The following is a 25,029-nucleotide window of genomic DNA, read 5'->3' as shown; positions in this document are numbered from 1 at the left end:
AGAGGGTTTTGAATGCGTACGCGTGTGGTATTTAACCAAAAAGGTGGTGTGGGGAAATCGAGTATTACGGTCAATTTAGCTGCGATAAGCGCGCACCAAGGTTTAAAAACTTTGGTGATTGACCTCGACCCTCAAGCCAATTCAAGTCAATATTTGTTGGGGGATGATGCGACGTATTCGGCAGATAAGCCTGCTCTTGAACCCAATATTGAAAATTATTTTGAAGAAGTCTTGGGGACACAACAAAGTAAAGGTTTGTTGGGAAATGCCATTGGTTCGATTTTGAAAGGCCGTGCCAAAGGTTTGGAAAGCTATGTGCATGCATCGCCGTATCTACGTTTAGATGTGATTCCTGCCAGTCCAAATTTAGGCGCGTTGGCACATGCCTTAGAATCTAAGCATAAAATTTACAAACTGCGTGATGCTTTGCAGCAGATGAGCGGTCAATATGATCGAGTATTTATTGATACACCGCCGGCCTTTAACTTTTTTACTTTATCTGCGCTGATTGCGGCAGATCGCGTGCTGATTCCATTTGACTGTGACGTGTTTTCAAAACGTGCCTTACAGACCCTGATCGAAAATGTGTTAGAAACGCAGGATGATCATAATGATCATTTGGAAATTGAAGGCATTGTGGTCAATCAATTTCAGGCACAGGCGAAGTTGCCGCGCGAAGTTGTACAACAACTCAAAGATGAAGGTCTGCCTGTATTGGACAGCATGTTACCGCCTTCGGTGCTGATGAAAGAATCTCATCATAAAAATCAACCTTTAATCCATTTGGTTGCAGATCATAAATTGACGCAAGCCTATCAATCATTGTTCAATGAAATTGAGCAAAAGTAGTATCGAGAAAAGTATGAATGCACTTAAATGTGGTCTAGTTGCTTTCACTGCTGTTGTATTGGGTGCATGTGCAAGTACGCCTAAACCAAGCTATGTTTCACCTACACAGTATCAGTCTTTGAGTTGCCAACAATTGCAAAGCGAATACAACCGAATCCACGACTATATTCAAAATGGTGTAGAAACGCCGAAGCGCACAGGCGTTGGTGTCGGTGTTGGCCTTGGTGGTGGCTGGGGCAGCCGTGGAGGTTGGGGCATTGGTCCGAGTATTTCGGTCAATATGGGACAATCTTCAAATACCAAACGTACCGAACTTTCACGCGTTCTAGGTGAGCAAGAAGCGATTGTACAGGCAGCAAAATTTAAAGGTTGTCCGATTATCGTTCGCGCAAATTCGGCTACTGCAGCAAAATCATAAGCGGATCATGAGCAGAGGCTTAGGCCTGTGCTATGAGAAAAGTGTAATAAAATTTGTCAGTAGGCGAGGCGTCTACTGGCATTTTTTTTGAGCTAAATAAACTGTACTATTTAGAGCCAATAAAATATTTAAATCTATGAAAAAATTAAATTAAATATTATTTGTGGATTTCAATACCTCCTTCTGGTCTTGAACATTCAGCGTGAGTGCATTGACTTGTACAAGGATAAAACTGACCTAGCGCGTACTTGTTTTTTTAAATTCATTTCGGCTAAGGTGTGCGCTTTGAAACATTGTCTGGGTATTTATGATTGAGAGTTGGCTTTTTGTATTGGCAATGATTGCGGTGATGATGACGCCGGGACCTAGCAATGCACTAATGGCAAGCTCTGCACATCAACAAGGCATTGCAAAGACGTGCATGCTGATTCCTGCAGAATTATTGGGCTATTTCTATGCCATTAATTTGTGGGCGTTGATTATTCATTTAAGCGCTCCAGTGTGGCCGAATTTAATTCACTTGCTACATTTTCTCAGTATTGCCTATGTTTTATGGTTGGCTTTTCATTTGTGGAAATCGACGCATTTACATCAGTACAATCAAAAACATCCTTCAATTCAACCACGTGAATTATTCATTTCCTCGTTAAAAAATCCGAAAGCCTTGCTTTTTGCTGCAGGTATTTTCCCGATAGAAACTTGGGCAAGCCCATTAAATTTTATTTTGGTTTTTGCTGTATTTAGTGTGGTTTTGCTGCCTGTTGCGTTGTTTTGGATGTCATTTGGACGGACGATTTTGGCGGGTAAGACTCAAAAAATTAAGGCCGATCTTCTATATAAAGGATCGGCCTTGATGCTGATTTTATGTATGTTCCCTGTGGTTTTGCGCTTTTTTGCTTAAAGGCGTTCACCACATCGGTTTATTTCTTTAATTTTGCTCGAATAAAACCAATCACGCCCGGTAAAACACTAATAATAATGATGCCGAAGATCAGATGGGTGAAGTTATCTTTCACGATGGGCATATTGCCAAATAAATAACCCAAAGTGATAAATGAGCCAACCCAACAAATCGCACCAATCATGTTAAAAGTCAGGAAGTACTTATAGTTCATGCTGCCTGCACCTGCGACAAAAGGCGCGAAGGTTCGTGCAAAAGGAATAAAGCGGGCAAAAATAATGGTTTTACCACCGTGTTTTTCAAAGAATTTTTGCGTATTGACCAAATGTTGACGGTTAATGAAGCGTGATTCAATTTCAAAGACACGTGGGCCAATATATTTACCAATATGGTAATTCAGCGTGTCGCCCAAGACCGCAGCGATAAACAGCAAAATCACCAAAACCCATGGATCCATGGCACCTGTTGACGCAGCGAGCGCGCCTGCTGCAAACAGAAGACTATCACCCGGTAAAAAGGGCATGACCACTAAACCGGTTTCAACAAAAATAATCAGGAACAGAATTGCATAAATCCATACGCCATAATTGGTAATGAACTCGAGTAAATGGTCATCAACATGTAGTATAAAATCAATCAGTTCCATGGGGCTTATATGCGTAAAATAGTGGTCTGATGCTATCAGTCTGGGGCAGCAAAGTCAGTATTAAAACGTAATTAATTATCAGTAAAATCGTTCTATATATGGAATGATGAATATTATAAAAGCATATTTAAAGAGAATAAGAAACGACCTAATCTAAGCACATCTTTTGAACAGTATTAAAAATAGGTTTCAGTATGTTTAATCCAAATCTAGTGGTGAAAAATCTGAGTCAACAGCCGCAAATCAATGCGGTAGTCAGTCTCGTTGCACGTATTTTGATGGCTTATATTTTTATTGTGGCAGGTTGGGGTAAAATTACCGCTTACACTGCAACCGCAGGTTATATGGAGTCAATGGGTGTACCGGCAGGGCTACTTCCGATCACCATTTTAGTCGAGTTGGGTGGTGGCTTAGCTTTATTGTTTGGTTTTCAAGCGCGTTTTGCGGCACTGGGTCTAACCGTATTTAGTTTAATCACTGCATTTTTATTCCATGGTGGTGCAGAAGATGGCATTAACTTTATGAAAAATTTGGCGATGTCAGGCGGCTTATTATTTCTCATGTTACATGGTGCAGGTAAATTCAGTTTTGATCATTGGATCGAAAAATCAAAATAAAGCGGTCATGAGTCCGAGCATCCATCAAAGCGGCGTTCTGCCGCTTTTTTCATGTCTATCGCTGATTTAAAGTAAATCAATAAAGCCCTGAAATGTGTTGTAAAAAACATCGTTTGGCTTGTGGTTTTTGCCCCTGTCCGAATAGTGTGCGAAAGTCCAAGAAAAATGTTAGAATACGGCGCTTATATTTCGTTGCCTGCATAGTTGTTTGCCATGACTACCAATACCCAAATTACTGAAGACCGTATCCTGATTTTGGATTTCGGTTCTCAATATAGCCAGCTTATTGCACGTCGTGTACGTGAAGCTGGTGTTTATTCAGAAATGTACGCATTTGATATGTCTGAAGAAGACATTCGTGCATTTAACCCAAACGGGATCATTCTTTCAGGTGGTCCAGAAAGTGTTCATGAAGAAGGTAGTCCGCGCGCACCACAAGTTGTATTTGAACTTGGTGTACCTGTTTTAGGTATTTGCTATGGTCTACAAACCATGTCAGAGCAGCTTGGCGGTAAAGTTGAGCCAGGTACTGTACATGAATTCGGTTATGCAGAAGTTGATATTAAAGTCCGTGATGCTTTAATTGGTGATCTTGAAGATACCAAAGACCAATTAAAAGTATGGATGAGTCATGGCGATAAAGTGACTCAAATTCCTGAAGGTTTCCAAATCACTGCCAGCACACCAAGCTGCCCAGTGGCGATGGTTTCTGATGAAAAACGTCGTTTCTATGGTATCCAATTCCACCCAGAAGTGACACACACTGCGAAAGGTGCTGAGTTATTGTCTAACTTCGTACATGGCGTATGTGGTTGCCGTAACTTGTGGAACTCAGAAAACATCATCGATCTTCGCGTAGAACAACTTCGTGAGCAAATTGGTGATCAAAAAGTTCTCTTGGGTCTTTCAGGCGGTGTCGATTCATCTGTTGTAGCTGCACTTTTACACCGTGCGATTGGCGACCAATTGACTTGTGTATTCGTAGATAACGGTTTACTTCGTTTGAACGAAGGCGAGCAAGTGATGGACATGTTTGCGAAAAACATGGGTATTCGCGTGATTCGTGCCGACGCTGAAAATCGCTTCTTAACAGCGCTTGCTGGTGAAGTTGATCCAGAGAAAAAACGTAAAATCATCGGTCGTGAATTCATTGAAGTGTTTGCTGAAGAAGCACGTAAGCTTGACGGTGTGAACTTCCTTGCTCAAGGTACCATTTACCCAGACGTAATTGAATCTGCAGCAAGCAAACAAGGTAAAGCACACGTGATTAAATCACACCACAACGTGGGTGGTTTACCTGAAGATTTAGCATTCGAATTGGTTGAGCCAATCCGTGATTTATTCAAAGACGAAGTACGCCGTTTAGGTACAACTTTAGGTCTTCCATTTGAAATGCTTTACCGTCATCCATTCCCAGGCCCAGGTCTAGGTGTGCGTATTCTTGGTGAAGTGAAAAAAGAATATGCAGATATCCTTCGTCTAGCAGATGACATCTTCATGCAAGAACTTCGCGCAAGCGGCTGGTATGACAAAACTGCACAAGCATTTGCTGTATTCCAACCCGTGAAATCGGTTGGTGTGGTGGGTGATGGCCGCCGTTATGCATGGGTGATCGCGCTTCGTGCTGTAGAAACTGTGGACTTTATGACTGCACGTTTTGCACATCTTCCATACGACTTAGTAGACAAGATTTCTACACGTATCATGAACGAGATTGCTGAAGTTTCTCGTGTTGTTTATGACGTATCGTCTAAACCACCTGCTACGATTGAGTGGGAGTAATTTAGGGATTTCAAGAAACAACGTTTCTTGCCTAAATTACGGCAAAGGCTATGCCTGCGCCAGACTGGGGTTTCACGAAGCACTGCTTCGTGCCAGTTTTACGCCATGAACAAGATTTAAAGCACTGCTTTAAATTTTGTGCAAGATGCCTGTGGCAGTATCTCATTTAAGATATATCCAATAAAAAAAGGACGCTTCAGCGTCCTTTTTTTTGTTTATAATTATGAAAAATACTATTTTAAAAAGAGCAAGTTAAATGTCATTGCCTACATACGATCAGTTGATGCTTCCATTAATGAAACTTTTAGCAGAACAAAAAGAGGCAATAAAATTAAGTTCTGCCACAAAAATTTTAGCTGAAAGATCTGGGTTATCTGAAGCTGATTTAAATTTAAGGCTATCTAGTGGTACAAAAACAGTATTTTATGATCGTGTTGGCTGGGCGAAAACATATTTGGTTAAAGCAGGTTTGATACAACAACCATCACGTGGTCTTTGCGAATTAAGTACGTTAGGTTGGTCTATTGAGTTGTCCAGCTTATCCAATATAACTAATCAGTATTTGATGCAGTTTGAAGGGTTTTCTGATTATAAAATTGGTTCTAACCATAATAAAAATATTCAAAATCTAGTTCTAATAGAAGAGCATGCTACATCTATTCAAACAGAATATTTGACGCCTGCAGAAATAATCGAACAATCATCAAAGGAGCTTAATCAAACAATTAAAGATGAGCTATTAAATAAAATTAAAAGTAATTCACCCAAATTCTTTGAGCAATTAGTTGTCGATTTGTTGGTAATAATGGGTTATGGCGGTTCACATCAAGACGCAGCCCAAGCAATAGGTAAAACCAGTGATGGTGGCATTGACGGTATTATCAGTGAAGATCGTTTAGGTTTAGATAAAATATATATTCAAGCTAAACGTTGGGAAAATACGGTGGGGCGCCCTGACATTCAACAGTTTAAGGGAGCTTTGGCTGATCAAGTGGCGAAAAAGGGCGTATTTATTACTACTTCTTGTTTTAGTAAAGAAGCAATTGAGTCAGCAAAGAAATCAGGCATTGTTTTAATTGATGGTGACAAGCTTACATCTCTCATGATTGAATTTGGCTTGGGTATTCAAATTGAAAGAAGTTTCCATATTTATAAAATAGATCAAGACCGTTTTGATGAAGATAGTTTTTAAATAAACTTAAAGGACGCTTCAGCGTCCTTTTTTTATATCTCAACATTCTATTTATAAACAATTGACCAACTACGATCGCTCTCATTATTCGGTTCAGCTTTGGACTTCGCTTTATGGGTAAAGCTTTGCCAAGACTTCGTCGATTTACGTTCGGGCTTCATGCTTGGGTCATAGCGTTCGACACGGTTACGGCCATTTTCTTTTGCCTGATACAGCGCAATATCAGCTTGCTTAATCAGTTCAGTTAAATTTTGTTTATGTGATTTAAGCTGTGAAACACCAATGGAAACGGTAAATTGGATCGGGTGATTTGCGACATTCAGCAAAGATTGATTTTGAAGCGTTAAACGAATACGTTCCGCGATCAACATTGCATCCTGTATTTGCGTTTCCGACAAAAGCACAATAAATTCTTCGCCACCAAAGCGAGCCAAAACATCTTTTTGGCGCATTTCTTTGCGGGTGGTTTCAGCGATACATTGCAGCACCTGATCACCAACATCATGCCCGTAATTATCATTAATATGTTTAAAATGATCGACATCAAACATCAGTAAGCAGGTGCTTGCGGGTGTTGGCCATTCATGGATGCGATGTTCAGCCAGTTGAACAAACTGACGACGGTTATATAACTGGGTGAGCTCATCTGTATGCGCTAGATTTTTCAGCGTATGCATATTCCAATCGTCAAGCAGGGTGCGTAAAAAATGACGTCGTGCATTGAGCGTATTGTTCCAGCTCATATGCAGGCTGATCATCCAAACGGGAATAGACACGACCACAAAAATCAGCGCTTCTTGCCATGATAAAAGCTGACTCACCGCAAAATATACCAATAGCGAAATGAGACCCGAACAATACAAGGCAGGCTTAAATTGTGTTTGTACGCAGACATTGGCAATTAAAATAAAGATCGCCGCACCATAGATATAGGACGAGACCATTGGGCTATTTGAAGCCAGTAATAAGCCAATCCAAATCGCGGTGCTACAGACCGTCCCGATCGGTAAGATCATGTCGAGTACACGAATGTCTTTTTTGTATTTAAATAAATAAAAGCTAACCAATAAAGCCACAATAATCAGGGCAACTCGAGAAAGGCCTGACCAAAAGAACATGTCTGGAATAATAAAAATGTCAGCAAAAAAATAAAGAAGAAACGTAATCTGCGCCATGTAGTTCACTTGACGCAAATAAGGTAACTGATGGGCATACTGATGTTGTAGAAAATAGTTTCTAAACTGCGTAGGAATACGTGCAAAAGGATCTGCAATAGCTTGTTCAATCTCGGCACGATTGGCAAGATCACACTCAGAAAGTTTCAAAGTATGAGTATGATTTTTACGAACTTCCTGAGCAGACGAATTAGTCCGAGAACTCATTCGTACATCAACAGACATGTCCCTTCTCCATAAATGGCTTAGGACAAATTATGAACAAAAAACACACAAAAATATCTACCTGAAACTAGGGATTTTTCGAATGAATGATAAAAAATCGTCTGATGAATGTTACAAAATATATTATTAACTTGCTGTTTTATAAGTTGAAATTTGATTTCTTCCTGCAGATTTTGCTTGGTAAAGTGCCTGATCGGCCATGCGAATTACACTTTGTAAATCTCGGTTTTTTTGACCAAATTCGGCAACACCAATTGAAACGGTAAATTTAAGTTTTTGTAGTGTATCAAGTTCTAAATAATCATCGGCTATTGCCCGTCGCAGACGTTCGGCAATATCTTGAGCCTGACGCAGGTGTGTCTGCGGTAAAAGGATAATAAATTCTTCACCACCGAAGCGGGCAATGATGTCTTGGCTACGTAAAGTATGTCGGCACGTTTCGGCAATTTGTTGTAAAACATGATCACCAATATAGTGCCCAAACTGATCATTAATATTTTTAAATTTGTCGACATCAAAAATCAGTAATGAAAGCGGCTGTAACGGTTTGGACTGATGATGAATATGATAATTGGCAAGTTGAATAAATTGACGGCGATTGTTTAAGCCGCTCAGCACGTCGGTATGCGCCATAATATTGAGCGCTTCACGGTTCAACTGATCGAGTTTACTGTGTAAAAAAACAATTCTGGATTTTTGCGTTGAATTCCAACTGATATACAAACTAAATAACAACACAGGGGAATAGATCAAGATAAACAGTTGCAGTTGATGGATATTGCCAGAAACGGCGAAATACACCCCAATCAGCAAGATTAGACTGATACACAGAGAAATGAGCACAGCAGCTTTAAAGCGGATTTGCACACATAAATTGGCTAACACGATAAAAACCAAGGATGCATATAAATAAATCGGCACATCAGGGCTATTGGATAAATTGAGTAGACTAAACCACAGCGCAGAAGCACCAACGATCGATAGGGGAAGCATCAAGTCAAAGAGTAAAATGCTCTTACTATATGTATAAATGCCCCATGTGATGCCCATCATCAGTAAGGTATAGGCCGTTTTTAAGCTTATCGCGAGCAAGCCCACATCGGGCAACATAAACCAATCCGCTATGGCATAAGAGAGATAGGCCAATTGTGCCACGATGTTGACTTGGAAAAAGAATTTAAAAAGTTGATGACGATGATAGTGGAAAAATTCTTGACGAAATTGAGCGGGAACGCGAACAAAGATTCCTTTCAAGGCATTTTGGATCAGTGTACGTGATTCTTTCTTATACTCATTGATCATGCAAGATTACCGACAGGTGAGCATGGTTTGTATGTAAATTTATGTAACTAAAATAATCTATATTATTCTTATTTAAAATTAAACACGTTATTTCAATGATTTGTGAATTATTTGGTATTGTTTGGTTAAAAGTGAGTGTTAATTTGTGTTACTTAGATTTACATTTCACGTGATTTTAACAAATAATTTTGCATTGGGTTTGTCTAAAGAAGCATCGATAACTGCTATCTGTATGTCATATTAGGCAACAAAAAAACGATTGTCCTATCTCTGTGATTCAGCGTATTAATGACAGCTGAAGAAGATGGAGTTAATGCAGATATAATGGAAAAAAATGCATAGCTCTAGCCGATAGTCCTTGCATCGGCTTAGCCAAATTTAGGGTAAGAATATGACCAATACCAATTACACAGAAATATCTCATTCCGACGATTGTGAAAAATACGTCAATCAGTTCATTCAAGAATTTCCACTGCGCCGTGCTGAAATTGGTCAAGGCACAGTGATTAAACGTGCTTTACCGAGTCGGCATAAACGGATGATTGGTGCATGGTGTTTCCTTGACCATGCCGGTCCAGTGCATTTCCCTCAAGGTGATGGCTTAGATGTTGGGCCGCATCCACATATTGGTTTGCAAACGTTTACCTGGATGATTGATGGCACCATGATGCATACCGACAGTTTGGGCACACATCAGTTAATTCAGCCCAAACAAGTCAATCTCATGACGGCAGGTTATGGTATTTCGCATACTGAAGTTGCTCCAGAATCTGAAACGCAAATGCATGCTGCGCAGCTTTGGATTGCATTGCCAGATGACAAAATCAATATGGCGCCCCAGTTTGACCATTACCCAGAGTTGCCAGTGGTGACACAAGACGGGATTGAATTGACGGTCTTGGTCGGTGAATTTTTGCAGACTAAATCGCCGGTAAAAGTACATAGTGAATTATTAGGTGTCGATCTGCGTAGTTCGGAAAGTCAAAGTACCGTCTTGCCGCTCAATCCAAAATTTGAATATGGCTTTATGGCCCTCGAAGGGACTGCCAGTGTCAATGGTCACGAGCTCAATGAAGACAATATGGTGGTACTTGAGCCGGGCTTAACCCAAGTCAAAATTGATCTGCACGCAGGTGGCCGTGTTTTATTATTAGGGGGTGAACCTTTTGAATCACCGATTCTGCTGTGGTGGAATTTTGTGGGGCGCACACAAGAAGAATTGAATATTGCCCGTGAGCAGTGGATTAATCAGGACGAACGCTTTGGCTCTATTCCAGACTATGATGGTCCACGACTAGAAGCACCGGCTTTCCCTGATAAAATGCGTCCATCACGTTAACTTAAAAATAAAAATGAACAGCCGTACCTGTCGTGAAAATGGTGCGGCATAACCATTAGGGAGTCATTATGGGTATCGTCGCAACGGCAACAGTAAACACTTTAGAAGCACCGTGGTCAGGTGAAATTCAGAGTGGAAAACATCAACTTATTACCGATAAGCCCGAATCATTTGGCGGCGGGGACTTAGGTTTAGCACCGTATGATTTACTGTGCGCCTCTTTAATTTCATGCACCATGATTACCTTGCGCATGTATGCAGCACATAAACAAATCCAATTGGGGGAGTTTAGTGTCGAGGCAGACTTTTGTGCGAACCGTGAAGGAGCTGAATGGGTTGAGCGACGCCTGCATTTTCAAACGCCCTTGGATGCAGAATTAGAGCAAAAAATCTTGTCCATTTGTGAAAAAACCCCAGTGACAAAAACTTTATTGCGCAGTGTAGACATTAAAACCACTCTAGTTTAATTTAAATGCAGGTCGCTGCTGTACTGTACAAAATTTTGTTTTGATACAGATCCAAGCAGTGATCTGACACTTTTTATGATTTAACTACTTCAAAATATTAATGGCATGCCAGAAATAAGAAAATTTTAGACTTCATATAGGAGATGAACCCATGCGGGTGCTACATCATCTAGAAAAATCTCGTTCATTTCGTATTTTATGGGCAATGCAGGAATTAGGACTGGATTATCAGGTTCAGTTTTATCTGCGCCAGCCAAATTTGTCTGCTCCTCCTGAGCTTAAAGCCATCCATCCTTTAGGGAAGTCGCCCATATTGCAGGATGATGGACTGGTCTTGGTAGAATCTGCAGCGATCTTGGAGTATTTACAAGAGAAGTATGATCGGCATGATTTTTTTGCAGCCAAGGCGGAACATTCAAAACAACAATATCGCTTTTGGATGCATTATGCCGAAGGTTCTCTAATGCCGTTGTTGGTGATGCAGTTGGTCATGAGCAATGTGCCACGCCATGTACCTTGGGTCATCAAACCCGTAGCTAATCGCATTTGTGATGGGGTCAAAAAAGGTTTTGTACGACCTCGCTTAAAAGAACATATCGAGTTTTTAGAAAACCATTTAGCGGAAAATGAATATTTTGCGGGACCGTTTAGCTTTGCGGATATTCAGATGACGTTTCCATTAGAAGCCGTCATGACCAGAACTCAAGGGCGATATCCACAAATTCAGGCTTTCTTACAACGGATGCAACAGCGTCCTGCATATCGCCGTGCCAAACAACAAGAACAACAGTTGGAAGCACAGCAAGACCGGCAGGATGATTCTGCTTAGCTCACATGATACAAGCGTTCTTTAGGGAAGACTACTTTAAACAGCGAACCACGGTTTTCTTTGGACTCAATTTCAAGGTGTGCCTGATGTTGCATCAAAACGTGTTTCACGATGGCAAGACCTAAACCTGTTCCTCCCGTTTGGCGACTACGTGCGCTGTCCACACGGTAAAACCGTTCCGTTAAACGGGGTAGGTGTTTCGGGTCAATCCCGATACCCGTATCTTCAACGGTAAAATAACCATGCGTACCATCATCATGCCAACCAATGGTCACAGTACCGCCTTTCGGGGTGTATTTAATTGCATTGGTGATGAGGTTACTAAAGGCACTCGCCAATTCCATATCTGATCCGATCAGGTCACAGTGACTATCAATTTCAAGATTCAGTGTATGTCCATAATCCACATTGTAAGCATGTGCATCGTCATACAGTTGGTTCATTAAACTTGGCATTTCAATGATTTGATTTTTAGCGACTTTTTTATCATTTTCCAGACGAGATAATAATAACAAGTCATTGACCAAAGCATTCATACGGCGGGTTTGAGATTGCATTTGATCGAATGCACGTTTCCAGCGTGGATTTAAATCTTCCTGATCGGTAAAGGTTTCGATATAACCACTTAAAACCGTGAGCGGTGTGCGTAACTCATGTGAAATATTATCGACAAAGTCTTTACGCATCTGCTCAAGGTTATGCATACGTGTGACGTCATAGGCCACCAATAAACGACTTTCGCGACCAAAACGGGTCAATTTGACTTGCACATAATGGTCTTCGAGCACTGATGATTTCATTTTCAAACCATCGGGGGCTAAATCGATATTGGTAAAGTATTCGATAAAACTGGGCTGTCTTAAAATGCTTAAAATATTGCGCCCTTGATCGAGCTGTTGAATCCCCAAAAGCTTTTCTGCGGCAGGGTTCCACCATTCGATTTGGTGTAATTCATCAATCAATACCACAGCTTCAGCAAGTGCCACCAAGGAAGATTGAGCGCGGTCGATCAGACCAACCATTTCAGCTTGTACAATGCGTTCTTGACGCTGCGCACGGTATACATTAAAGAGCAAAGCCCCCCAAATACCGTCTAAATTTGGCGGGACATCATAGGGACGATTTGAAATCCATTCGTTGACCAAGTACAGCGAACGCATTTGCAATGCAAAGAACACTGCAAAGGCGATTAAGATGCAGATCCATAAGTACCCGATACCAAAGCCGATGAGTGCAGCAATGAGTAGGAAAAATGCCAGAAGTCTCAAATCCTGCTTGGCAAAAGTCCATAAACTGCTGTAACGGAATTTTTTATGTTCACTGGCAAGTTCAGGGACGGGATACGGTTCGTACATAGAAAATTAAAGACCTAAAATGACTAACCCATCACAGCGTCTGCACGGGTAGAGAAACGGTAACCTGTACCACGAACAGTTTGCACATAACGATCGGCTTGGAAAGGTTCAAGAACTTTACGCAAACGACGAATATGAACGTCAATGGTACGGTCCTCAATATACACGTTTCCACCCCAAACCTGATCTAATAATTGAGCACGGGTATAGGCACGTTCAGGATGAGTCATGAAAAAGGCCAATAGACGATATTCAGTCGGTCCCATATCTAAAATGGTGTTGCCAAAGCTGACACGTTGGCTGACTGGATCGAGGATTAAGCCATTGGCATCAATGGTTTTTTCACCACCCAAGGCATTTGAGCGACGTAGCACCGCTTTAATCCGTGACACCAGCTCACGGGTGGAAAAGGGTTTGGTCATGTAGTCATCTGCGCCCGCGTCTAGACCTTGGACTTTATGGTCTTCTTCACCACGTGCAGTGAGCATGATGACTGGAATTTCTGACAAATTTTCATCGCGTTTTAAACGACGACACAGGTCTACACCACTCACACCACCAGGCATCATCCAATCTAATAAAACCAGTGCAGGACGCTGATCTACAATCATTTGGTGCGCTTGTTTGGCATCTTCAGCTTGCTGACATTGAAAACCAGCCATATCCAGTGAAGTATGGATCATTTCCCGAATCGGGAGTTCGTCGTCGACGATTAAAATATAGTCATCTTTCACAGCGCAATACCCTATTTTATGTAAACGGTAGACCGTTTTATATTTATGACAGGCTTATTACAAAGATTAATTATGACAGTATCATTGCAAAAATGATCTTTCATTGGGGTTTAGAAAGAAATTGTGACAATTTAAATCCTGAAATATTCAACAACATGGGCTTTGCATCATGCTGCTGTCACAAAAAAATCATTCAAAAAAATTGTAAAGATCAGTGTTGAGCCCAGAATTTATTTACTGGGTTTTTCAGAAAATGCATCCAACAAGGCCAAAAAGACCACGCTACATGACGATAAAACCTCATCAATCGGCTGTTTATAACCACTCATGACCCAGCGAATCGCAATTTGGGTGACATAACCATTGAGACCGGTTGCGACCATCGAAATCTCACGTTCTGAACGATCAATATTCGGCATCATCAGCATGACAAAGGCATGAATCATACGGTCAAAGCGCATCATGGTTTCATGAATTGTGGCTTGGTTATGTAGCTCTTGTACCAACATAGCATCGATGTAAATGATGCGCGCCATACGGGGATTATTTTTTAAAGTTAACAGTAGGGCGGTTAAACCCGCTTCAATCATTTTTTTAGAATCGGTCGATGCTTGCATGATGGCTTGCATCACGTTTTGTTGCAGTTCATCGATTAATTTTAAAAAGATGGTCTGGAACAGTTGCTCACTTTTCTTAAATGATTCATAAAAATAGCGTTCGGTCAGCTTGGCTTCCAAACAAATATCTTTCACAGTCACTGAAAAAAAGCCATGTGTCCCATAGGCTTCTATACCGGCTTCAATCAGTTTTTCACGTCGCGCTTGCTTACGTTCACTGAGAGAAAGCCCTTTAAATTGACGTTCCTTCACATTTTTTGCCTGTTGTTGTTCTGTGTGATTTGTTGCATCTGTCATGAAAATATACGCTGAACTAAAGCAGAATTTTGTCTTATTTTAGCAATAATTTCAGTTTAAACCTATGTTTAAGCATTGGCGATTTCAACAGCTTAGCACGTCCTAAGATGACATTGACAATATGTATTGTCAAAACTATATTAAGTCGACGAACTGCACACATTGGCAAATGAGATCACGCTGTGATAAAGCCAAGCGGCAGCATAAAGGAATAAGGAATCACAATGAAAAACTTCAAAAATAAAGTGGCTGCCATTACAGGTGCAGGTTCAGGTATTGGTCAGCAATTGGCTGTGCTTTTGGCGAAACAAGGCTGTCATCTGTCTTTAAGTGATGTGAATGAACAGGGGCTTGCGGCAACCGTTGACTTGGTGAAAGCCAGCAATGTACGTGTAACCACGCAAAAACTCGATGTGTCAGACCTTGCGGCAATGAAAGCATGGGCAGCACAGACTGTTAAAGATCATGGTTCGGTGAATATGATTTTTAACAATGCGGGTGTGGCATTGGGCACGACCGTTGAAGGCGCAAGCTACGAAGAGCTGGAGTGGATTGTCAATATTAACTTCTGGGGTGTGGTTTATGGCACCAAAGAATTTTTACCGTATATCAAGCAAAGTGGTGAAGGTCATATCATCAATATTTCCAGCTTGTTTGGCTTAACGGCACAGCCAACACAGTCGGCATATAATGCCACTAAATTTGCAGTACGTGGCTTTACCGAATCTTTACGCCAAGAATTGGATATTGAAAACTGTGGCGTGAGTGCGCTATGTGTTCATCCGGGCGGGATTCGTACCAATATTGCCAATGCCGCAAAAATGAATGACAGCTTGAAAAGTTTAGGCATGAACCCGCAAAAATCGGCACAGTCCTTTAATAAATTCTTGCGTTGTCCACCTGAAGAAGCGGCTCGTCAAATCATTGAAGCAGTACAAAAAGATAAGCGCCGTTTATTGATTGGTAATGATGCAAAAGCGATTGATTTAATTCAACGTTTGCTACCGACGGGTTATCAAAAATTAACAGCGATGGCGACTAAATTTGGTCAATAAGCGGTAAATACAATCGATTGAAAAGAGCCCACGTCAGTGGGTTTTTTTATGCTCTAGTAATATCAGAAGCGCAATTTGATCCAAATAAAAGAACGATACGCGGTAGTGTCATCCGCAATTGTTTGAGACAAGACGACTTTTAATCAAAAATGTTTTTGCGATCCTTTGAATCATTTGATGGTATTGAACGAGTTTTGTCGGTGAGGTGTATTGCACCGCAAGATGGTTTCCTTGCGAAGCACGCTTCTCATTTTGTCGAATGAGAAACAACGTTTCGTAAGAGTACCTCCAGCCGAAGGCTAATCCCGTTATTCAATCCCTAGATGTAAGACTCCATCGAATAGATTTAAAAATCATTTTAAAAATCCGAAATTACTTTTACAGGCGTAACATCAGTTATTAAAAGCCCAAAGCGTATTTCTTATTTCATAAAATGAGATATAAAAATGGAAATAACTGATGATTTGAAATAAGCAACTGTTGAATAACCAACAGTTTTTTGGCGTTAAAACCAACAGAATTTATCAGATTTAAATAATAAAACTTTAAAAAATAAATACTTAAAATGTTGGCACAGTTATTGCCATATTAGAGTGAACAAAACTCACCACTGTATGGAACATTTATGAGTACTTTTACGCATCGATATCTTTCTGCTTTTCGTGTCCTACAACAGGCATGTTGTTGTGCTATGACACTCGCGATGATGCGCGCTTAAATTCTAAAAGCTGTCTTCGAGTTTCGGTCGTGCATAAGTTGAATAAAACCTATGACCACTCAGATTAATTTTTAAAAAACCCACGCAGTACATTCACTTCATGCACCTTGCATGGGGTTGGGGGATTTTGCGCTTTGGGAAAAATGTTAGTGAAACCAAATCATGAAAAAAACCACATTAACCGTTGCGGTCGGACTGATTTTATCCGCAACCAGTCAGCTGAGTTTTGCATCGGATGAAGCACTTCAGCAAGAACTGAGCAGCTTAAAACAACAAATTGAGAGTTTGCAAAAACGCTTAAATGCCGTGGAATCTGGTGCGACGAAAAGCCAAGTCGTCGAAACGGCCGCTGTGACGACAGACGATACGACCAACGCCGCTGATGTTGAAGGTGAAACGCAGGTTTCAGAAGTGACCACAGCAACATCCGAAGATATCGACGGCTTACGTGCAGATATTGAAAACTATAAGTACGATCAGTCACGTCAATATGAACGTCAAACTACAAAATCGACTCGTGATACAACCCTGTATGGCACAGTTCAACTACGTGCCAGTGCGCTCGATGAAACGGGTGTGTTGGGTGCAACCAAATCGACATTTGATATTGGGACTGCACTGATCGGTGTACGCGGGAATTTATTCCGGGATTATAACGAAGGCAAAAACCTCGATTATCAATTGTCCTTTGGTTATGGCAAACGCAATGATGGCACCAATAACAGTAACTTTAACTTACTAGATGCCTTTGTTCGCTATAACGCTTTTGCCACCAATGCGGGCCCCGAAACAGCCAAACTGAACTTTACACTCGGTCAGCAGTTATTGCCCTTTGGTCTAGATGTGCAGTCTCCTGAAGATTTGCGTCCAACCATTAGTACTGCTGCAGCTTCGACCTTTTTAGGTCTGTTTAACCGTCAAAATGGATTTATCGTCCGTGGAGATGCCAAACCTTTTGTCGACTTTGCATCGAACTACCGTGCGCCGCTATTTGAGTATGCCTTAGGGTTGACCAATGGGAACGCCAGTAATAAGGCAGATGACAACAATGGCAAAGATTATATCGGTCGTGTGGCTTTCACCTTGCCAGTGGACTACGCCAGCATTTTCCGTGAGTTGAAGTTTGGGGCCTCTTATATCAAAGGCGAATCGAAAATTTCAGCCGGCGGAATCAGTGATAATGCAGCGAAACGCGATCGTTTGGGATTCGATATTTATTATAACCACGCCCCATTTGGCGTGACCTATGAATATCTGCAAGGCAAGACCGATTATGTCGACACCGTAGCCCAAGAAATCAAAGAAGCCAAAGCGGGAGGGCATACATTTACCGCCTTCTACACCTTGGGCGATCAGTTCTACAACAGTATTAAATCCAACGCCAAATTTGATGATTTCTGGCCGAAGTCAGTCCAAGGTTATTACCGTTTTGACCGCTATAACCCGAATAAAAACAACGCAAGCTATCTCGATACCGCGAGCGGTCGTATTGGTGAATATGACATTCACTCTTTGGGCTTAAACCTATTTTTTGCGCAAACCACAAAATTCCAATTACAGCTGAATCACTACCTGTTTGATGTCGAAACGGCAAATCAAAAAGACACCAATGAGCTGCAAGCTCAGGTTCAGTACACCTTTTAATTCAAATATTTAAACTATTAAGGAACATTTAAAATGAAAATTATCTCTAAAAAAATCGCAGCTACATTCTTGGCACTTTCAGCACTTGGTTTAAGTGTTCAATTGCATGCTGCCAATCCCAAAGAAATTCGTATTTCTGTATCAGGCGCGGGTGAGGGGGGTAAACCCAAAGTGGGCGGTAGTTTTGTAGCTACAGCACATTTACGAGGTGTGCTTGAACAAGAATTTAAAAAAGATGGCATTAAGGTGAATTGGCTGTTCTTCCCCGGGGCTGGACCTGCAACCAATGAAGCTTTAGCCAATGGCAAAGTTGACTTTGCATTGCATGGCGATTTGCCCTCATTGGTTGGACGTTCGACGGGATTAAAAACCAAAGTGTTGTTCTCGACAGGACGTTTTGGCCCAACTTATGTGGTGGTGCCTGCCGGCTCTAATGCCAAATCCTTTGCAGATCTAAAAGGCAAAAAATTCTCTGTCTTCAAAGGGACCAATGGTCAGATCGTTTTTAACCGTGTGTTAGCAAAATACAATTTAACTGAGCGCGATTTACGAGTGATTTCGCAAGATGCCTATTCGGCGCGTACTGCGTTAGCGACAGGTGATATTGATGCCACGATTACTTCACCGTTTAGTTTGCAAGCGCGTGGTGTGGCGAAAACATTACTAGAAATTAAAGATCCTAAAGTATCACCGATTGCGCACTTCTGGGTGACAGAAAGCTTTGAAAAACAATATCCAGAGGTGGTGCAACGTGTCGTCACGACACTGATTAAACAGGCGCAGTGGAGTTCTCAAGAAGCCAATCGTAGCGCGCAATATAAACTTTGGGCACAAAGTGGCATTCCGTTGGTGGATTATCAAAAAACGTGGGATGGCTGGAATTTAAAAGACCGTACTACACCACTACTCGATGAATTCCACCGTTCACAAATTGACAGTGCTTTAAAAATTGCCAAAGACGCACGCTTAATCCGTCGTGATGTGGATACCAAAACATGGTATGAACCGAAGTATCTAAATAATGCCTTGAAAGAGCTGAAGTTAGAGGGTTACTGGCGCCAATTTAATGCTCAAGGTCAACCGAAGTAAGTCGCAGCCATGAGTCGTCCGATTGAAAGCAATGTAATTGCCAGTCCATTAACCACCAAATTTATGAGCAGTTTTGTGCTGCTCACGATTTTGGCTGGACTGGGTGTGGGTGTCGCACGGGTATTAATTTCCTTGTATGCCGTGCATTTAGAAGCCACCGAATTGCAATTGGGGTTAATTTCTGCAGCGCAAAATTTTGGCATTTTGATCATGGCATTGCCGATTGGCGTGTTGGTACAGCGCTTTGGGTCTTTGAAAATATTTTGCATCGGCAGTGTGTTGGGCGCTGTGGTCTATAGCTTAACGCCACTCAAAGCCGGTGCATGGTATCTCTTTGCAGTCACAGCCTTAGTAAGTTTTGTCTTACCCATGCGCTTTGTTTCGATCAATACCGTTTTTCTGAGCAATTTAAAGCGTTTAGGTCCAGCCCGTGCGGGTTGGTTTCGCGGTTCGCACATGATGGGCTATTTCCTGATTGCACCTGCGCTGAGCGTGTTGTTGATCGAGCATTTCGGCTATGGCGGAAGTTTTTATGTGGTGTCTTTGCTTTTTTTAGGCACCTTGCTGTTGGCTCCGTGGTGCTTTCAACGTAGCACTCCGCAAGCGACGAATCGCCCGCATTTTCACTGGCGGGATATTGTGGCGCCTTTGGCACTCATCAAAACCCATGCCTCACTGCGGATTGTCTGCATATTGGAATTTTTGAGCAGCGTGGCAAATAACTACTTTGGCTTTTTCATTGTGGTGATTGCTATCCAAAGTTTTGCACTTTCAGAACCAATGGCGGTGATGCTGCTGACCGTACAAGGCATCGTCTTTGTGGGATCGCTATTTAGCATGGGCGGTTTGGCTGAGCTGATGGGTTATCAAAAGTTTTATTTGATTGGCCTAAGCCTGATGGCAACGGCATTACTGATTTTAGCCTTAACCAAAATCACGCTGTTGATGTGGCCTGCTTCGGTCATGTTTGGACTTGGACTCGGTATGTTGCATATCGCCAATTTTATGTCTTTCGCCCGAGTCGGTGAGCAAACCGCGATGGCAAAGATTTCTCCAATTTTAGCCCTCGTCGGACCTTCGGGTGGACTGTTGGGGGGCTTGATAGGCGCCGTATTTGGCGCACAGGTTGGACTACAAAATTTATTTTTACCGATCGGGCTGGTGTTTATTGGTCTGATTATTTTGATCAGCAAAGATCAGGAATTTATTCAATTTTTAAAACCTGATGTCTCAGAACAGAGCGTAAAAGGACAAGAATTATGAGCCTTACGGATGTATCTGCACATTCGGTTCCCTTGCAAAGTGACCGAAGTGCGTTGGATTTTTTTAAGACCTATTTAAAACTAACTTTGCAAGTGGCGTGTAGACTCCTGATGCCAGTTTTGTTGTTCGGTCTATGGTATGTGGCAACACTTAAACAGTGGTTGCCTGAGCAGATTTTATCTGCACCGAGTCTGGTGTGGCAAAGCACAGTCGAATTATGGCAAAGCGGTGAATTGAGTTTTCATTTTGCCATCAGTGCCAAACGTATTTTATGGAGTGTCTTGCTTGGTGCCAGTGTCGGGATTTTGCTTGGTACTGTGTTGGGATTAGCAAAGCGTAGTCGGGACTTTATTTTTCCGACGGTGAATCTTGTTGCGCAATTTCCCATAGTTGGCTGGATTCCATTATTGATGATTTTCTTAGGCATCGATGAGGCTTTGAAGATTGCCGCTATTTCATTGGCTGTGTTACCGCCGCTGTTGATTGCAACCTATAAGGGCATTACTCATGTGCCGAATAGTTTGATGGAAGTGGCAGAGGTTTACCAATACAGCAATTGGCAGAAACTCAAAGAAGTGATTTTCCCAGCTGCACTACCCAGTGTGATCAGTGGTTTACGTCAAGGCATTATGCAGGCGTGGTTGGCATTGGTTTTTGTCGAGTTATTAGCAAGTAGTGAAGGAATTGGTTATCTCATGGTGTGGGGACGTCAGCTAATGCAGATGGACTTGATCTTCATGGCGATCATTCTGATTGGTATTACGGGCTATGTCTTAGATACCTTGCTGGCTTGGTTAGAAAAAACTGCGCGCTTTCACGCAACCCGAGTAGGAGGGAACTCATGAGCATTCTTTCATTACACGGGGCAGCGCGCCAAGTCTTAGTTAAAGCAGCAAAAGCACTCGTTCTACCTGTGGCATTTATCGCACTGTGGGCAGTAGCCTCACAGCAAAATTGGGTTGATCCAAAGTTGATTCCTAGTCCATGGCTCGTGCTGCAAAAAGCAGTAACCGTGCTCCAACAACCGAGCTTTTTGACAGGCTTTGGCGAAAGTTTGGCGCGAAATTTTATCGGCTATGGCATAGGTGCGATAGCAGGTGTGTTATTTGGCATCTTAATCGCGAGTTCACGCCTTTCGAATTGGTTATTTGCACCGAGCTTTCATGTATTGCGTCAAATTTCGCTGTTTGCATGGTTGCCACTAATTTCGACCTTTTTAGGTGCGGGACATGGCGCCAAAGTGCTGTTTATTACCTTATCGGTGTTTTATCCCGTGGCGCTACACACCTTTGAAGGTGTGAGCAGTATTTCGCATAAATATCGTGAAGTGGCCGAAGTCTACCAATTTCCCAAGACATACGCGTTTCGTAAATTGATATTACCCGGTGCTTCGGCGCAGATTTTTGTCGGTTTACAACTTGGGCTGATTTTCGCATGGCTTGCCACCATCGGCTCTGAATTTTTATTGGCGAACTATGGCAATGGTCTGGGCAATATCGTGATTCAAGGGCGTCAGGCTTTTGATGTCGAACTGATTATTTTTGGCATGTTGCTGATAGGCATTGTGGGCGTGTTGCTCAATACGGTACTGACTTGGGTTGAGCGTAAAGTTTTAGCTTGGCAGCAGGTTGGATAGGAGAACATAAGAATGAAAAAAATGACAATCCATAACATTCCTCAACTCTGGCGCAATATGTTCCTTGCAGCATTGGTCGGTGGCACAGCCTTGGTTGGTTGCAGCACGCAGCGAGTGGATGAACCTCAGCAAGTGGCTTTAAAAGAACTACGCTATCAAAGCTATCCGGGACTGGTGTCCTTACCTGAATTGGCACAAGACTTGGGCTATTTAGGCGACGTTAAACTCAGTTATGTCGGCACGGTACAAGGTGGGCCACAAGATTTACTCACTTTGGTGGCCGGTGATGTTGATTTTGCTGGCGCCTTTAATGGTGCTGTGGTGAAGGTCATCGCTGCGGGTCTAGATGTCGTTCCCCTAGTGGCTTCTTATGGCAGTGATGCTGAACAAAAAGTGGGTTTTTATGTGCTAGAAAATAGTTCTATTCGTAGCCCACGAGACTTTATTGGCAAGAAAGTCGCAGTGAATGCCTACGGGGCGCATTATGACTTTGTGGTGAAAGATTATTTGGCCCGTCATGGCTTAACTGAGGATGAAATCCGTCAAGTTGAGCTGATTATGTTGCCACCGGTGAGCTCAGAACAAGCCTTAAGGAATGGGCAAATTGATATTGCAGTGTTCTCTGGCATTTTGGAAAAACGTGCCTTAAAAAATGGTGGTGTACGCAGCATCTTTAAAGATATTGATTTATACGGCCCCTTTACCGCAGGGAGTTTTTCGATGCGAGGAGAGTTTATTCAAGAACATCCCGAGTTGGCTCGTACTTTTGTCAGTGGCGTAGCTAAAGCACAGGAATGGTTACACAACACGCCGAAAGAGCAAATCATTGCTCGTATGGAAAGTATTATCGAAAAACGCCAACGCAATGAAAATACAACACTGATTCCATATTACACAGGTACAGGTGTTCACGAAGTCGGTGGCGTGCAAAAAGATCAGGATTTTGCCCCATGGGTGAGTGCCTTAGAAAAAGAACACAAATTAAAACCGAATCAAATTGAGGTCAGTCGCATCTATAGCAATGAATTTAATCCCTATGCGAAAGACCAAAAATCAAAAGGAACATAACAATGACCAGTGCATTACATTTAGATCACGTGCGGAAGGTTTTTCCTGCACAGAACCATGTCGGCAGTAAAAACTATAAGCCTGAATTTGTTGCTGTAGAAAATGTCACTTTGGATATTCAGCCGGGTGAATTTGTTTCAATCGTGGGGCCAAGTGGCTGTGGAAAATCTACATTATTAGACTTAATTGCGGGTTTAACCAAACCGTCTACAGGGCAGATTTTACTGAGTGGTAAGCAGATTACTCAACCGGGTTTAGACCGTGGCATTGTGTTTCAGCAATATGCGCTCTATCCATGGTTAACCGCACTGGAAAATATTGAATTTGGTCTAGAAGCCAAAGGCGTAGCAAAGAAAGAACGCCGCGAAAAAGCCGAATACTATTTGCAGCTTGTGGGCTTAAGTGGCTTTGAAAAGCATTATCCGAATGAGCTTTCCGGCGGGATGAAACAGCGGGTTGCGATTGCCCGAAGTTTGGCTTATGAACCAGAAATTTTATTAATGGATGAGCCCTTTGCTGCCCTAGATGCGCAAACCCGAGAAACCTTACAAGCTGAGCTGATCAATATCTGGAAAAGTTCGAAAAAAACCATTGTTTTTATTACTCACAGTATTGATGAAGCAATTTATCTGAGCCAGCGTGTGGCGATTATGACCTCAAGACCGGGGCGAATTAAGGAAGTGATTGAAATTCCGCAAAGCCTGCGCAGCTCCAGTGAAGATGTCCGTTCATTGCCTGAATATGGCCGAATTCGCCATAAAATTTGGTCATTGCTCAGTGAAGAAGTGATTAAAGCGCAAGCCCTCGAAAAACATAAACAGCTTGCACATAACTAAAATATTCAGAGGATTTATTTATGTCATCGACTAAACAAGCCATCAGTTATACGCAAACCTATAACGACATTAAACCCAGACTACAATTCACTTGGTTAAACACGGTCTTTAAACGCACCATTGCCATTGTGGCTTTTTTCTTGCTGTGGGAGATTCTGCCGCGGAGTGGTGTGGTCAATCCGGCTTTTTTACCGCCGTTATCTGTGGTGTTGGAAACTACATGGCAGCTATATCAAAGCGGGCAATTAGGCATCCATTTCTTGGCCAGTATAAAGCGTTCCATTATTGGTTTCATTTTGGCCCTAGCGATCGCAATTCCTTTGGGTCTCATCATTGGTTGGTACAAGCTCGTGGCTGAAACTTTAAATCCATTGTTAGAACTGTTTCGAAATACCACAGCATTGGCGTTGATGCCGCTGTTTATCTTATTTTTAGGCATTGGTGAAACCTCAAAAATCAGTCTGTTGGTCTACGCGTGCACATGGCCGATTTTATTGAACACCATTACAGGCGTACAAACGGTCGATCCTTTACTGATTAAATCGGCACGAACCATGGGCCTAAAACCCTATCAATTGTTCCGAAAAGTGATTCTGCCTGCGTCGGTTCCGACGATTTTTGTCGGTATCCGTCTGGCAGGGGCAATTTCTATTTTGGCCTTAGTTGCAGTAGAAATGTTTGGTGCCAAAGCAGGTCTAGGATATCTGATTATTTATTCGCAATTTAGCTTTGAAATTCCACAAATGTTTGTAGGCATATTAGTCATTACCCTCGTAGGCTTATCCTTTAACTATTTCTTGATTGGACTAGAAAAATACTTTACAGCGTGGAAAAGAAACCCCGTGGAATAATAGACTTCTTTCATAATTCATTTTTTGCTCAGCTCTAAATTATAGATTCCCGCAATTAAATTGAATCTTAAGCCCAGTCTTTTTCCTCGATTACGATATCGCTCGGCAAGGATTTTGAAAGTTT

The 25,029-nt window shown here is 42.0% G+C and carries 24 protein-coding genes and 1 pseudogene; 18 read left to right on the top strand and 7 right to left on the bottom strand.

Features of this window, described 5'->3' with window-relative positions; translation table 11 throughout:
- Window positions 1-12 precede the first annotated feature (12 nt).
- The 3 genes from FTU02_RS12000 to FTU02_RS11990 all read left to right on the top strand — a co-directional run bounded on the left by FTU02_RS12000 (window position 13) and on the right by FTU02_RS11990 (window position 2,168).
- Complete coding sequence (locus FTU02_RS12000; RefSeq protein WP_180157277.1) at window positions 13-849, top strand: ParA family protein; 837 nt, start codon at window positions 13-15, stop codon at window positions 847-849.
- A gap of 13 nt (window positions 850-862) precedes the next feature.
- The gene (locus FTU02_RS11995; RefSeq protein ID WP_078191516.1) at window positions 863-1,267 is read left to right on the top strand and encodes a hypothetical protein; all 405 of its coding nucleotides are present in this window, start codon (window positions 863-865) and stop codon (window positions 1,265-1,267) included.
- Window positions 1,268-1,574: 307 nt separating this feature from the next.
- The gene (locus tag FTU02_RS11990; protein ID WP_168378830.1) at window positions 1,575-2,168 is read left to right on the top strand and encodes a LysE family translocator; all 594 of its coding nucleotides are present in this window, start codon (window positions 1,575-1,577) and stop codon (window positions 2,166-2,168) included.
- Window positions 2,169-2,187: 19 nt separating this feature from the next.
- Here the strand turns inward: FTU02_RS11990 and FTU02_RS11985 are convergent, their stop codons facing one another.
- Entirely contained in the window at window positions 2,188-2,814 is a 627-nt protein-coding gene (locus FTU02_RS11985; RefSeq protein ID WP_078191514.1) for a DedA family protein, read from the bottom strand.
- A 194-nt stretch (window positions 2,815-3,008) separates the two neighbouring features.
- Between FTU02_RS11985 and FTU02_RS11980 the strand changes: the two genes are divergently transcribed.
- The 3 genes from FTU02_RS11980 (at window position 3,009) to FTU02_RS11970 (ending at window position 6,405) form a co-directional block, all read left to right on the top strand.
- Window positions 3,009-3,431: a DoxX family protein gene (locus tag FTU02_RS11980; protein ID WP_180039796.1), complete on the top strand. Its 423-nt coding sequence runs from the start codon at window positions 3,009-3,011 to the stop codon at window positions 3,429-3,431.
- Between the two features lie 213 nt (window positions 3,432-3,644).
- The gene (guaA, locus tag FTU02_RS11975; RefSeq protein WP_078194056.1) at window positions 3,645-5,213 is read left to right on the top strand and encodes a glutamine-hydrolyzing GMP synthase; all 1,569 of its coding nucleotides are present in this window, start codon (window positions 3,645-3,647) and stop codon (window positions 5,211-5,213) included.
- A 256-nt stretch (window positions 5,214-5,469) separates the two neighbouring features.
- Window positions 5,470-6,405, top strand: a complete 936-nt coding sequence (locus FTU02_RS11970; protein ID WP_180007975.1) for a restriction endonuclease — start codon at window positions 5,470-5,472, stop codon at window positions 6,403-6,405.
- A gap of 47 nt (window positions 6,406-6,452) precedes the next feature.
- On the opposite strand, the gene FTU02_RS11965 is transcribed toward FTU02_RS11970, so the two are convergent.
- Both FTU02_RS11965 and FTU02_RS11960 read right to left on the bottom strand, forming a co-directional pair.
- Entirely contained in the window at window positions 6,453-7,787 is a 1,335-nt protein-coding gene (locus tag FTU02_RS11965; protein ID WP_180026233.1) for a GGDEF domain-containing protein, read from the bottom strand.
- A gap of 144 nt (window positions 7,788-7,931) precedes the next feature.
- Complete coding sequence (locus FTU02_RS11960; RefSeq protein ID WP_180157275.1) at window positions 7,932-9,107, bottom strand: GGDEF domain-containing protein; 1,176 nt, start codon at window positions 9,105-9,107, stop codon at window positions 7,932-7,934.
- A 391-nt stretch (window positions 9,108-9,498) separates the two neighbouring features.
- On the opposite strand from FTU02_RS11960, the gene FTU02_RS11955 reads away from it, so the two are divergent.
- From FTU02_RS11955 to FTU02_RS11945, 3 genes are all read left to right on the top strand, one after another.
- A complete protein-coding gene (locus FTU02_RS11955) occupies window positions 9,499-10,446 on the top strand; it encodes a pirin family protein (RefSeq protein WP_180039790.1) in 948 nt (315 codons plus the stop codon).
- Between the two features lie 68 nt (window positions 10,447-10,514).
- Window positions 10,515-10,913, top strand: a complete 399-nt coding sequence (locus FTU02_RS11950) for an OsmC family protein (protein WP_180157273.1) — start codon at window positions 10,515-10,517, stop codon at window positions 10,911-10,913.
- Between the two features lie 151 nt (window positions 10,914-11,064).
- Window positions 11,065-11,742: a glutathione S-transferase family protein gene (locus FTU02_RS11945; protein WP_180035124.1), complete on the top strand. Its 678-nt coding sequence runs from the start codon at window positions 11,065-11,067 to the stop codon at window positions 11,740-11,742.
- Here FTU02_RS11945 and phoR read toward each other — a convergent pair.
- The 3 genes from phoR to FTU02_RS11930 form a co-directional block, all read right to left on the bottom strand.
- On the bottom strand, window positions 11,739-13,097 hold the full coding sequence (phoR, locus tag FTU02_RS11940; RefSeq protein ID WP_078191505.1) for a phosphate regulon sensor histidine kinase PhoR: 1,359 nt from the start codon (window positions 13,095-13,097) through the stop codon (window positions 11,739-11,741). The two genes, FTU02_RS11945 and phoR, sit on opposite strands and share 4 nt — an antisense overlap.
- A 23-nt stretch (window positions 13,098-13,120) precedes the next feature.
- Complete coding sequence (gene phoB / locus FTU02_RS11935; protein ID WP_078191504.1) at window positions 13,121-13,831, bottom strand: phosphate regulon transcriptional regulator PhoB; 711 nt, start codon at window positions 13,829-13,831, stop codon at window positions 13,121-13,123.
- Window positions 13,832-14,061: 230 nt separating this feature from the next.
- Window positions 14,062-14,745, bottom strand: a complete 684-nt coding sequence (locus FTU02_RS11930; RefSeq protein ID WP_078191503.1) for a TetR/AcrR family transcriptional regulator — start codon at window positions 14,743-14,745, stop codon at window positions 14,062-14,064.
- Window positions 14,746-14,969: 224 nt separating this feature from the next.
- Between FTU02_RS11930 and FTU02_RS11925 the strand changes: the two genes are divergently transcribed.
- From FTU02_RS11925 to FTU02_RS11885, 9 genes are all read left to right on the top strand, one after another.
- Window positions 14,970-15,800: an SDR family oxidoreductase gene (locus FTU02_RS11925; RefSeq protein ID WP_180007971.1), complete on the top strand. Its 831-nt coding sequence runs from the start codon at window positions 14,970-14,972 to the stop codon at window positions 15,798-15,800.
- 880 nt (window positions 15,801-16,680) lie between these two features.
- The gene (locus tag FTU02_RS11920) at window positions 16,681-18,162 is read left to right on the top strand and encodes a carbohydrate porin (protein ID WP_180157271.1); all 1,482 of its coding nucleotides are present in this window, start codon (window positions 16,681-16,683) and stop codon (window positions 18,160-18,162) included.
- 33 nt (window positions 18,163-18,195) lie between these two features.
- A complete protein-coding gene (locus tag FTU02_RS11915; RefSeq protein WP_180157269.1) occupies window positions 18,196-19,251 on the top strand; it encodes an ABC transporter substrate-binding protein in 1,056 nt (351 codons plus the stop codon).
- A 9-nt stretch (window positions 19,252-19,260) separates the two neighbouring features.
- Window positions 19,261-20,514 carry an MFS transporter gene (locus FTU02_RS11910; RefSeq protein ID WP_180157268.1) on the top strand — a complete coding sequence of 418 codons (1,254 nt, stop codon included), beginning with the start codon at window positions 19,261-19,263 and terminating at the stop codon, window positions 20,512-20,514.
- Window positions 20,511-21,359, top strand: a complete 849-nt coding sequence (locus tag FTU02_RS11905) for an ABC transporter permease (protein WP_180157266.1) — start codon at window positions 20,511-20,513, stop codon at window positions 21,357-21,359. Before FTU02_RS11910 ends, FTU02_RS11905 begins: the two co-directional genes overlap by 4 nt.
- Window positions 21,356-22,150: an ABC transporter permease gene (locus tag FTU02_RS11900; RefSeq protein ID WP_180157264.1), complete on the top strand. Its 795-nt coding sequence runs from the start codon at window positions 21,356-21,358 to the stop codon at window positions 22,148-22,150. The genes FTU02_RS11905 and FTU02_RS11900 overlap by 4 nt, the downstream gene beginning before the upstream one ends.
- A 12-nt stretch (window positions 22,151-22,162) precedes the next feature.
- Window positions 22,163-23,218: an ABC transporter substrate-binding protein gene (locus FTU02_RS11895; RefSeq protein ID WP_257232779.1), complete on the top strand. Its 1,056-nt coding sequence runs from the start codon at window positions 22,163-22,165 to the stop codon at window positions 23,216-23,218.
- 2 nt (window positions 23,219-23,220) lie between these two features.
- Window positions 23,221-24,054, top strand: coding sequence for an ABC transporter ATP-binding protein (locus FTU02_RS11890; protein ID WP_180157262.1), 834 nt, complete (start codon window positions 23,221-23,223; stop codon window positions 24,052-24,054).
- A 20-nt stretch (window positions 24,055-24,074) separates the two neighbouring features.
- Window positions 24,075-24,905: an ABC transporter permease gene (locus FTU02_RS11885; protein WP_168378818.1), complete on the top strand. Its 831-nt coding sequence runs from the start codon at window positions 24,075-24,077 to the stop codon at window positions 24,903-24,905.
- 17 nt (window positions 24,906-24,922) lie between these two features.
- Here FTU02_RS11885 and FTU02_RS11880 read toward each other — a convergent pair.
- Window positions 24,923-25,029: pseudogene (locus FTU02_RS11880) on the bottom strand (IS5/IS1182 family transposase); the annotation flags it as partial.

The sequence above is a fragment of the Acinetobacter sp. YH12045 genome, from assembly GCF_013419925.1.
In the GTDB taxonomy this organism is placed as follows: Bacteria; Pseudomonadota; Gammaproteobacteria; order Pseudomonadales; family Moraxellaceae; genus Acinetobacter; species Acinetobacter amyesii.
Note: the sequence above shows the minus strand (reverse complement) of the source record. Positions and strands in the feature narration are given on the sequence as shown.

Excerpts from the sequence above, each read along its gene's own strand:
- FTU02_RS12000 (WP_180157277.1), top strand. The coding sequence starts at position 13 with ATGCGTACGCGTGTGGTATTTAACCAAAAAGGTGGTGTGGGGAAATCG.
- FTU02_RS11995 (WP_078191516.1), top strand. The coding sequence starts at position 863 with ATGAATGCACTTAAATGTGGTCTAGTTGCTTTCACTGCTGTTGTATTG.
- FTU02_RS11990 (WP_168378830.1), top strand. The coding sequence starts at position 1,575 with ATGATTGAGAGTTGGCTTTTTGTATTGGCAATGATTGCGGTGATGATG.
- FTU02_RS11985 (WP_078191514.1), bottom strand. The coding sequence starts at position 2,814 with ATGGAACTGATTGATTTTATACTACATGTTGATGACCATTTACTCGAG.
- FTU02_RS11980 (WP_180039796.1), top strand. The coding sequence starts at position 3,009 with ATGTTTAATCCAAATCTAGTGGTGAAAAATCTGAGTCAACAGCCGCAA.
- guaA (WP_078194056.1), top strand. The coding sequence starts at position 3,645 with ATGACTACCAATACCCAAATTACTGAAGACCGTATCCTGATTTTGGAT.
- FTU02_RS11970 (WP_180007975.1), top strand. The coding sequence starts at position 5,470 with ATGTCATTGCCTACATACGATCAGTTGATGCTTCCATTAATGAAACTT.
- FTU02_RS11965 (WP_180026233.1), bottom strand. The coding sequence starts at position 7,787 with ATGAGTTCTCGGACTAATTCGTCTGCTCAGGAAGTTCGTAAAAATCAT.
- FTU02_RS11960 (WP_180157275.1), bottom strand. The coding sequence starts at position 9,107 with ATGATCAATGAGTATAAGAAAGAATCACGTACACTGATCCAAAATGCC.
- FTU02_RS11955 (WP_180039790.1), top strand. The coding sequence starts at position 9,499 with ATGACCAATACCAATTACACAGAAATATCTCATTCCGACGATTGTGAA.
- FTU02_RS11950 (WP_180157273.1), top strand. The coding sequence starts at position 10,515 with ATGGGTATCGTCGCAACGGCAACAGTAAACACTTTAGAAGCACCGTGG.
- FTU02_RS11945 (WP_180035124.1), top strand. The coding sequence starts at position 11,065 with ATGCGGGTGCTACATCATCTAGAAAAATCTCGTTCATTTCGTATTTTA.
- phoR (WP_078191505.1), bottom strand. The coding sequence starts at position 13,097 with ATGTACGAACCGTATCCCGTCCCTGAACTTGCCAGTGAACATAAAAAA.
- FTU02_RS11930 (WP_078191503.1), bottom strand. The coding sequence starts at position 14,745 with ATGACAGATGCAACAAATCACACAGAACAACAACAGGCAAAAAATGTG.
- FTU02_RS11925 (WP_180007971.1), top strand. The coding sequence starts at position 14,970 with ATGAAAAACTTCAAAAATAAAGTGGCTGCCATTACAGGTGCAGGTTCA.
- FTU02_RS11920 (WP_180157271.1), top strand. The coding sequence starts at position 16,681 with ATGAAAAAAACCACATTAACCGTTGCGGTCGGACTGATTTTATCCGCA.
- FTU02_RS11915 (WP_180157269.1), top strand. The coding sequence starts at position 18,196 with ATGAAAATTATCTCTAAAAAAATCGCAGCTACATTCTTGGCACTTTCA.
- FTU02_RS11910 (WP_180157268.1), top strand. The coding sequence starts at position 19,261 with ATGAGTCGTCCGATTGAAAGCAATGTAATTGCCAGTCCATTAACCACC.
- FTU02_RS11905 (WP_180157266.1), top strand. The coding sequence starts at position 20,511 with ATGAGCCTTACGGATGTATCTGCACATTCGGTTCCCTTGCAAAGTGAC.
- FTU02_RS11900 (WP_180157264.1), top strand. The coding sequence starts at position 21,356 with ATGAGCATTCTTTCATTACACGGGGCAGCGCGCCAAGTCTTAGTTAAA.
- FTU02_RS11895 (WP_257232779.1), top strand. The coding sequence starts at position 22,163 with ATGAAAAAAATGACAATCCATAACATTCCTCAACTCTGGCGCAATATG.
- FTU02_RS11890 (WP_180157262.1), top strand. The coding sequence starts at position 23,221 with ATGACCAGTGCATTACATTTAGATCACGTGCGGAAGGTTTTTCCTGCA.
- FTU02_RS11885 (WP_168378818.1), top strand. The coding sequence starts at position 24,075 with ATGTCATCGACTAAACAAGCCATCAGTTATACGCAAACCTATAACGAC.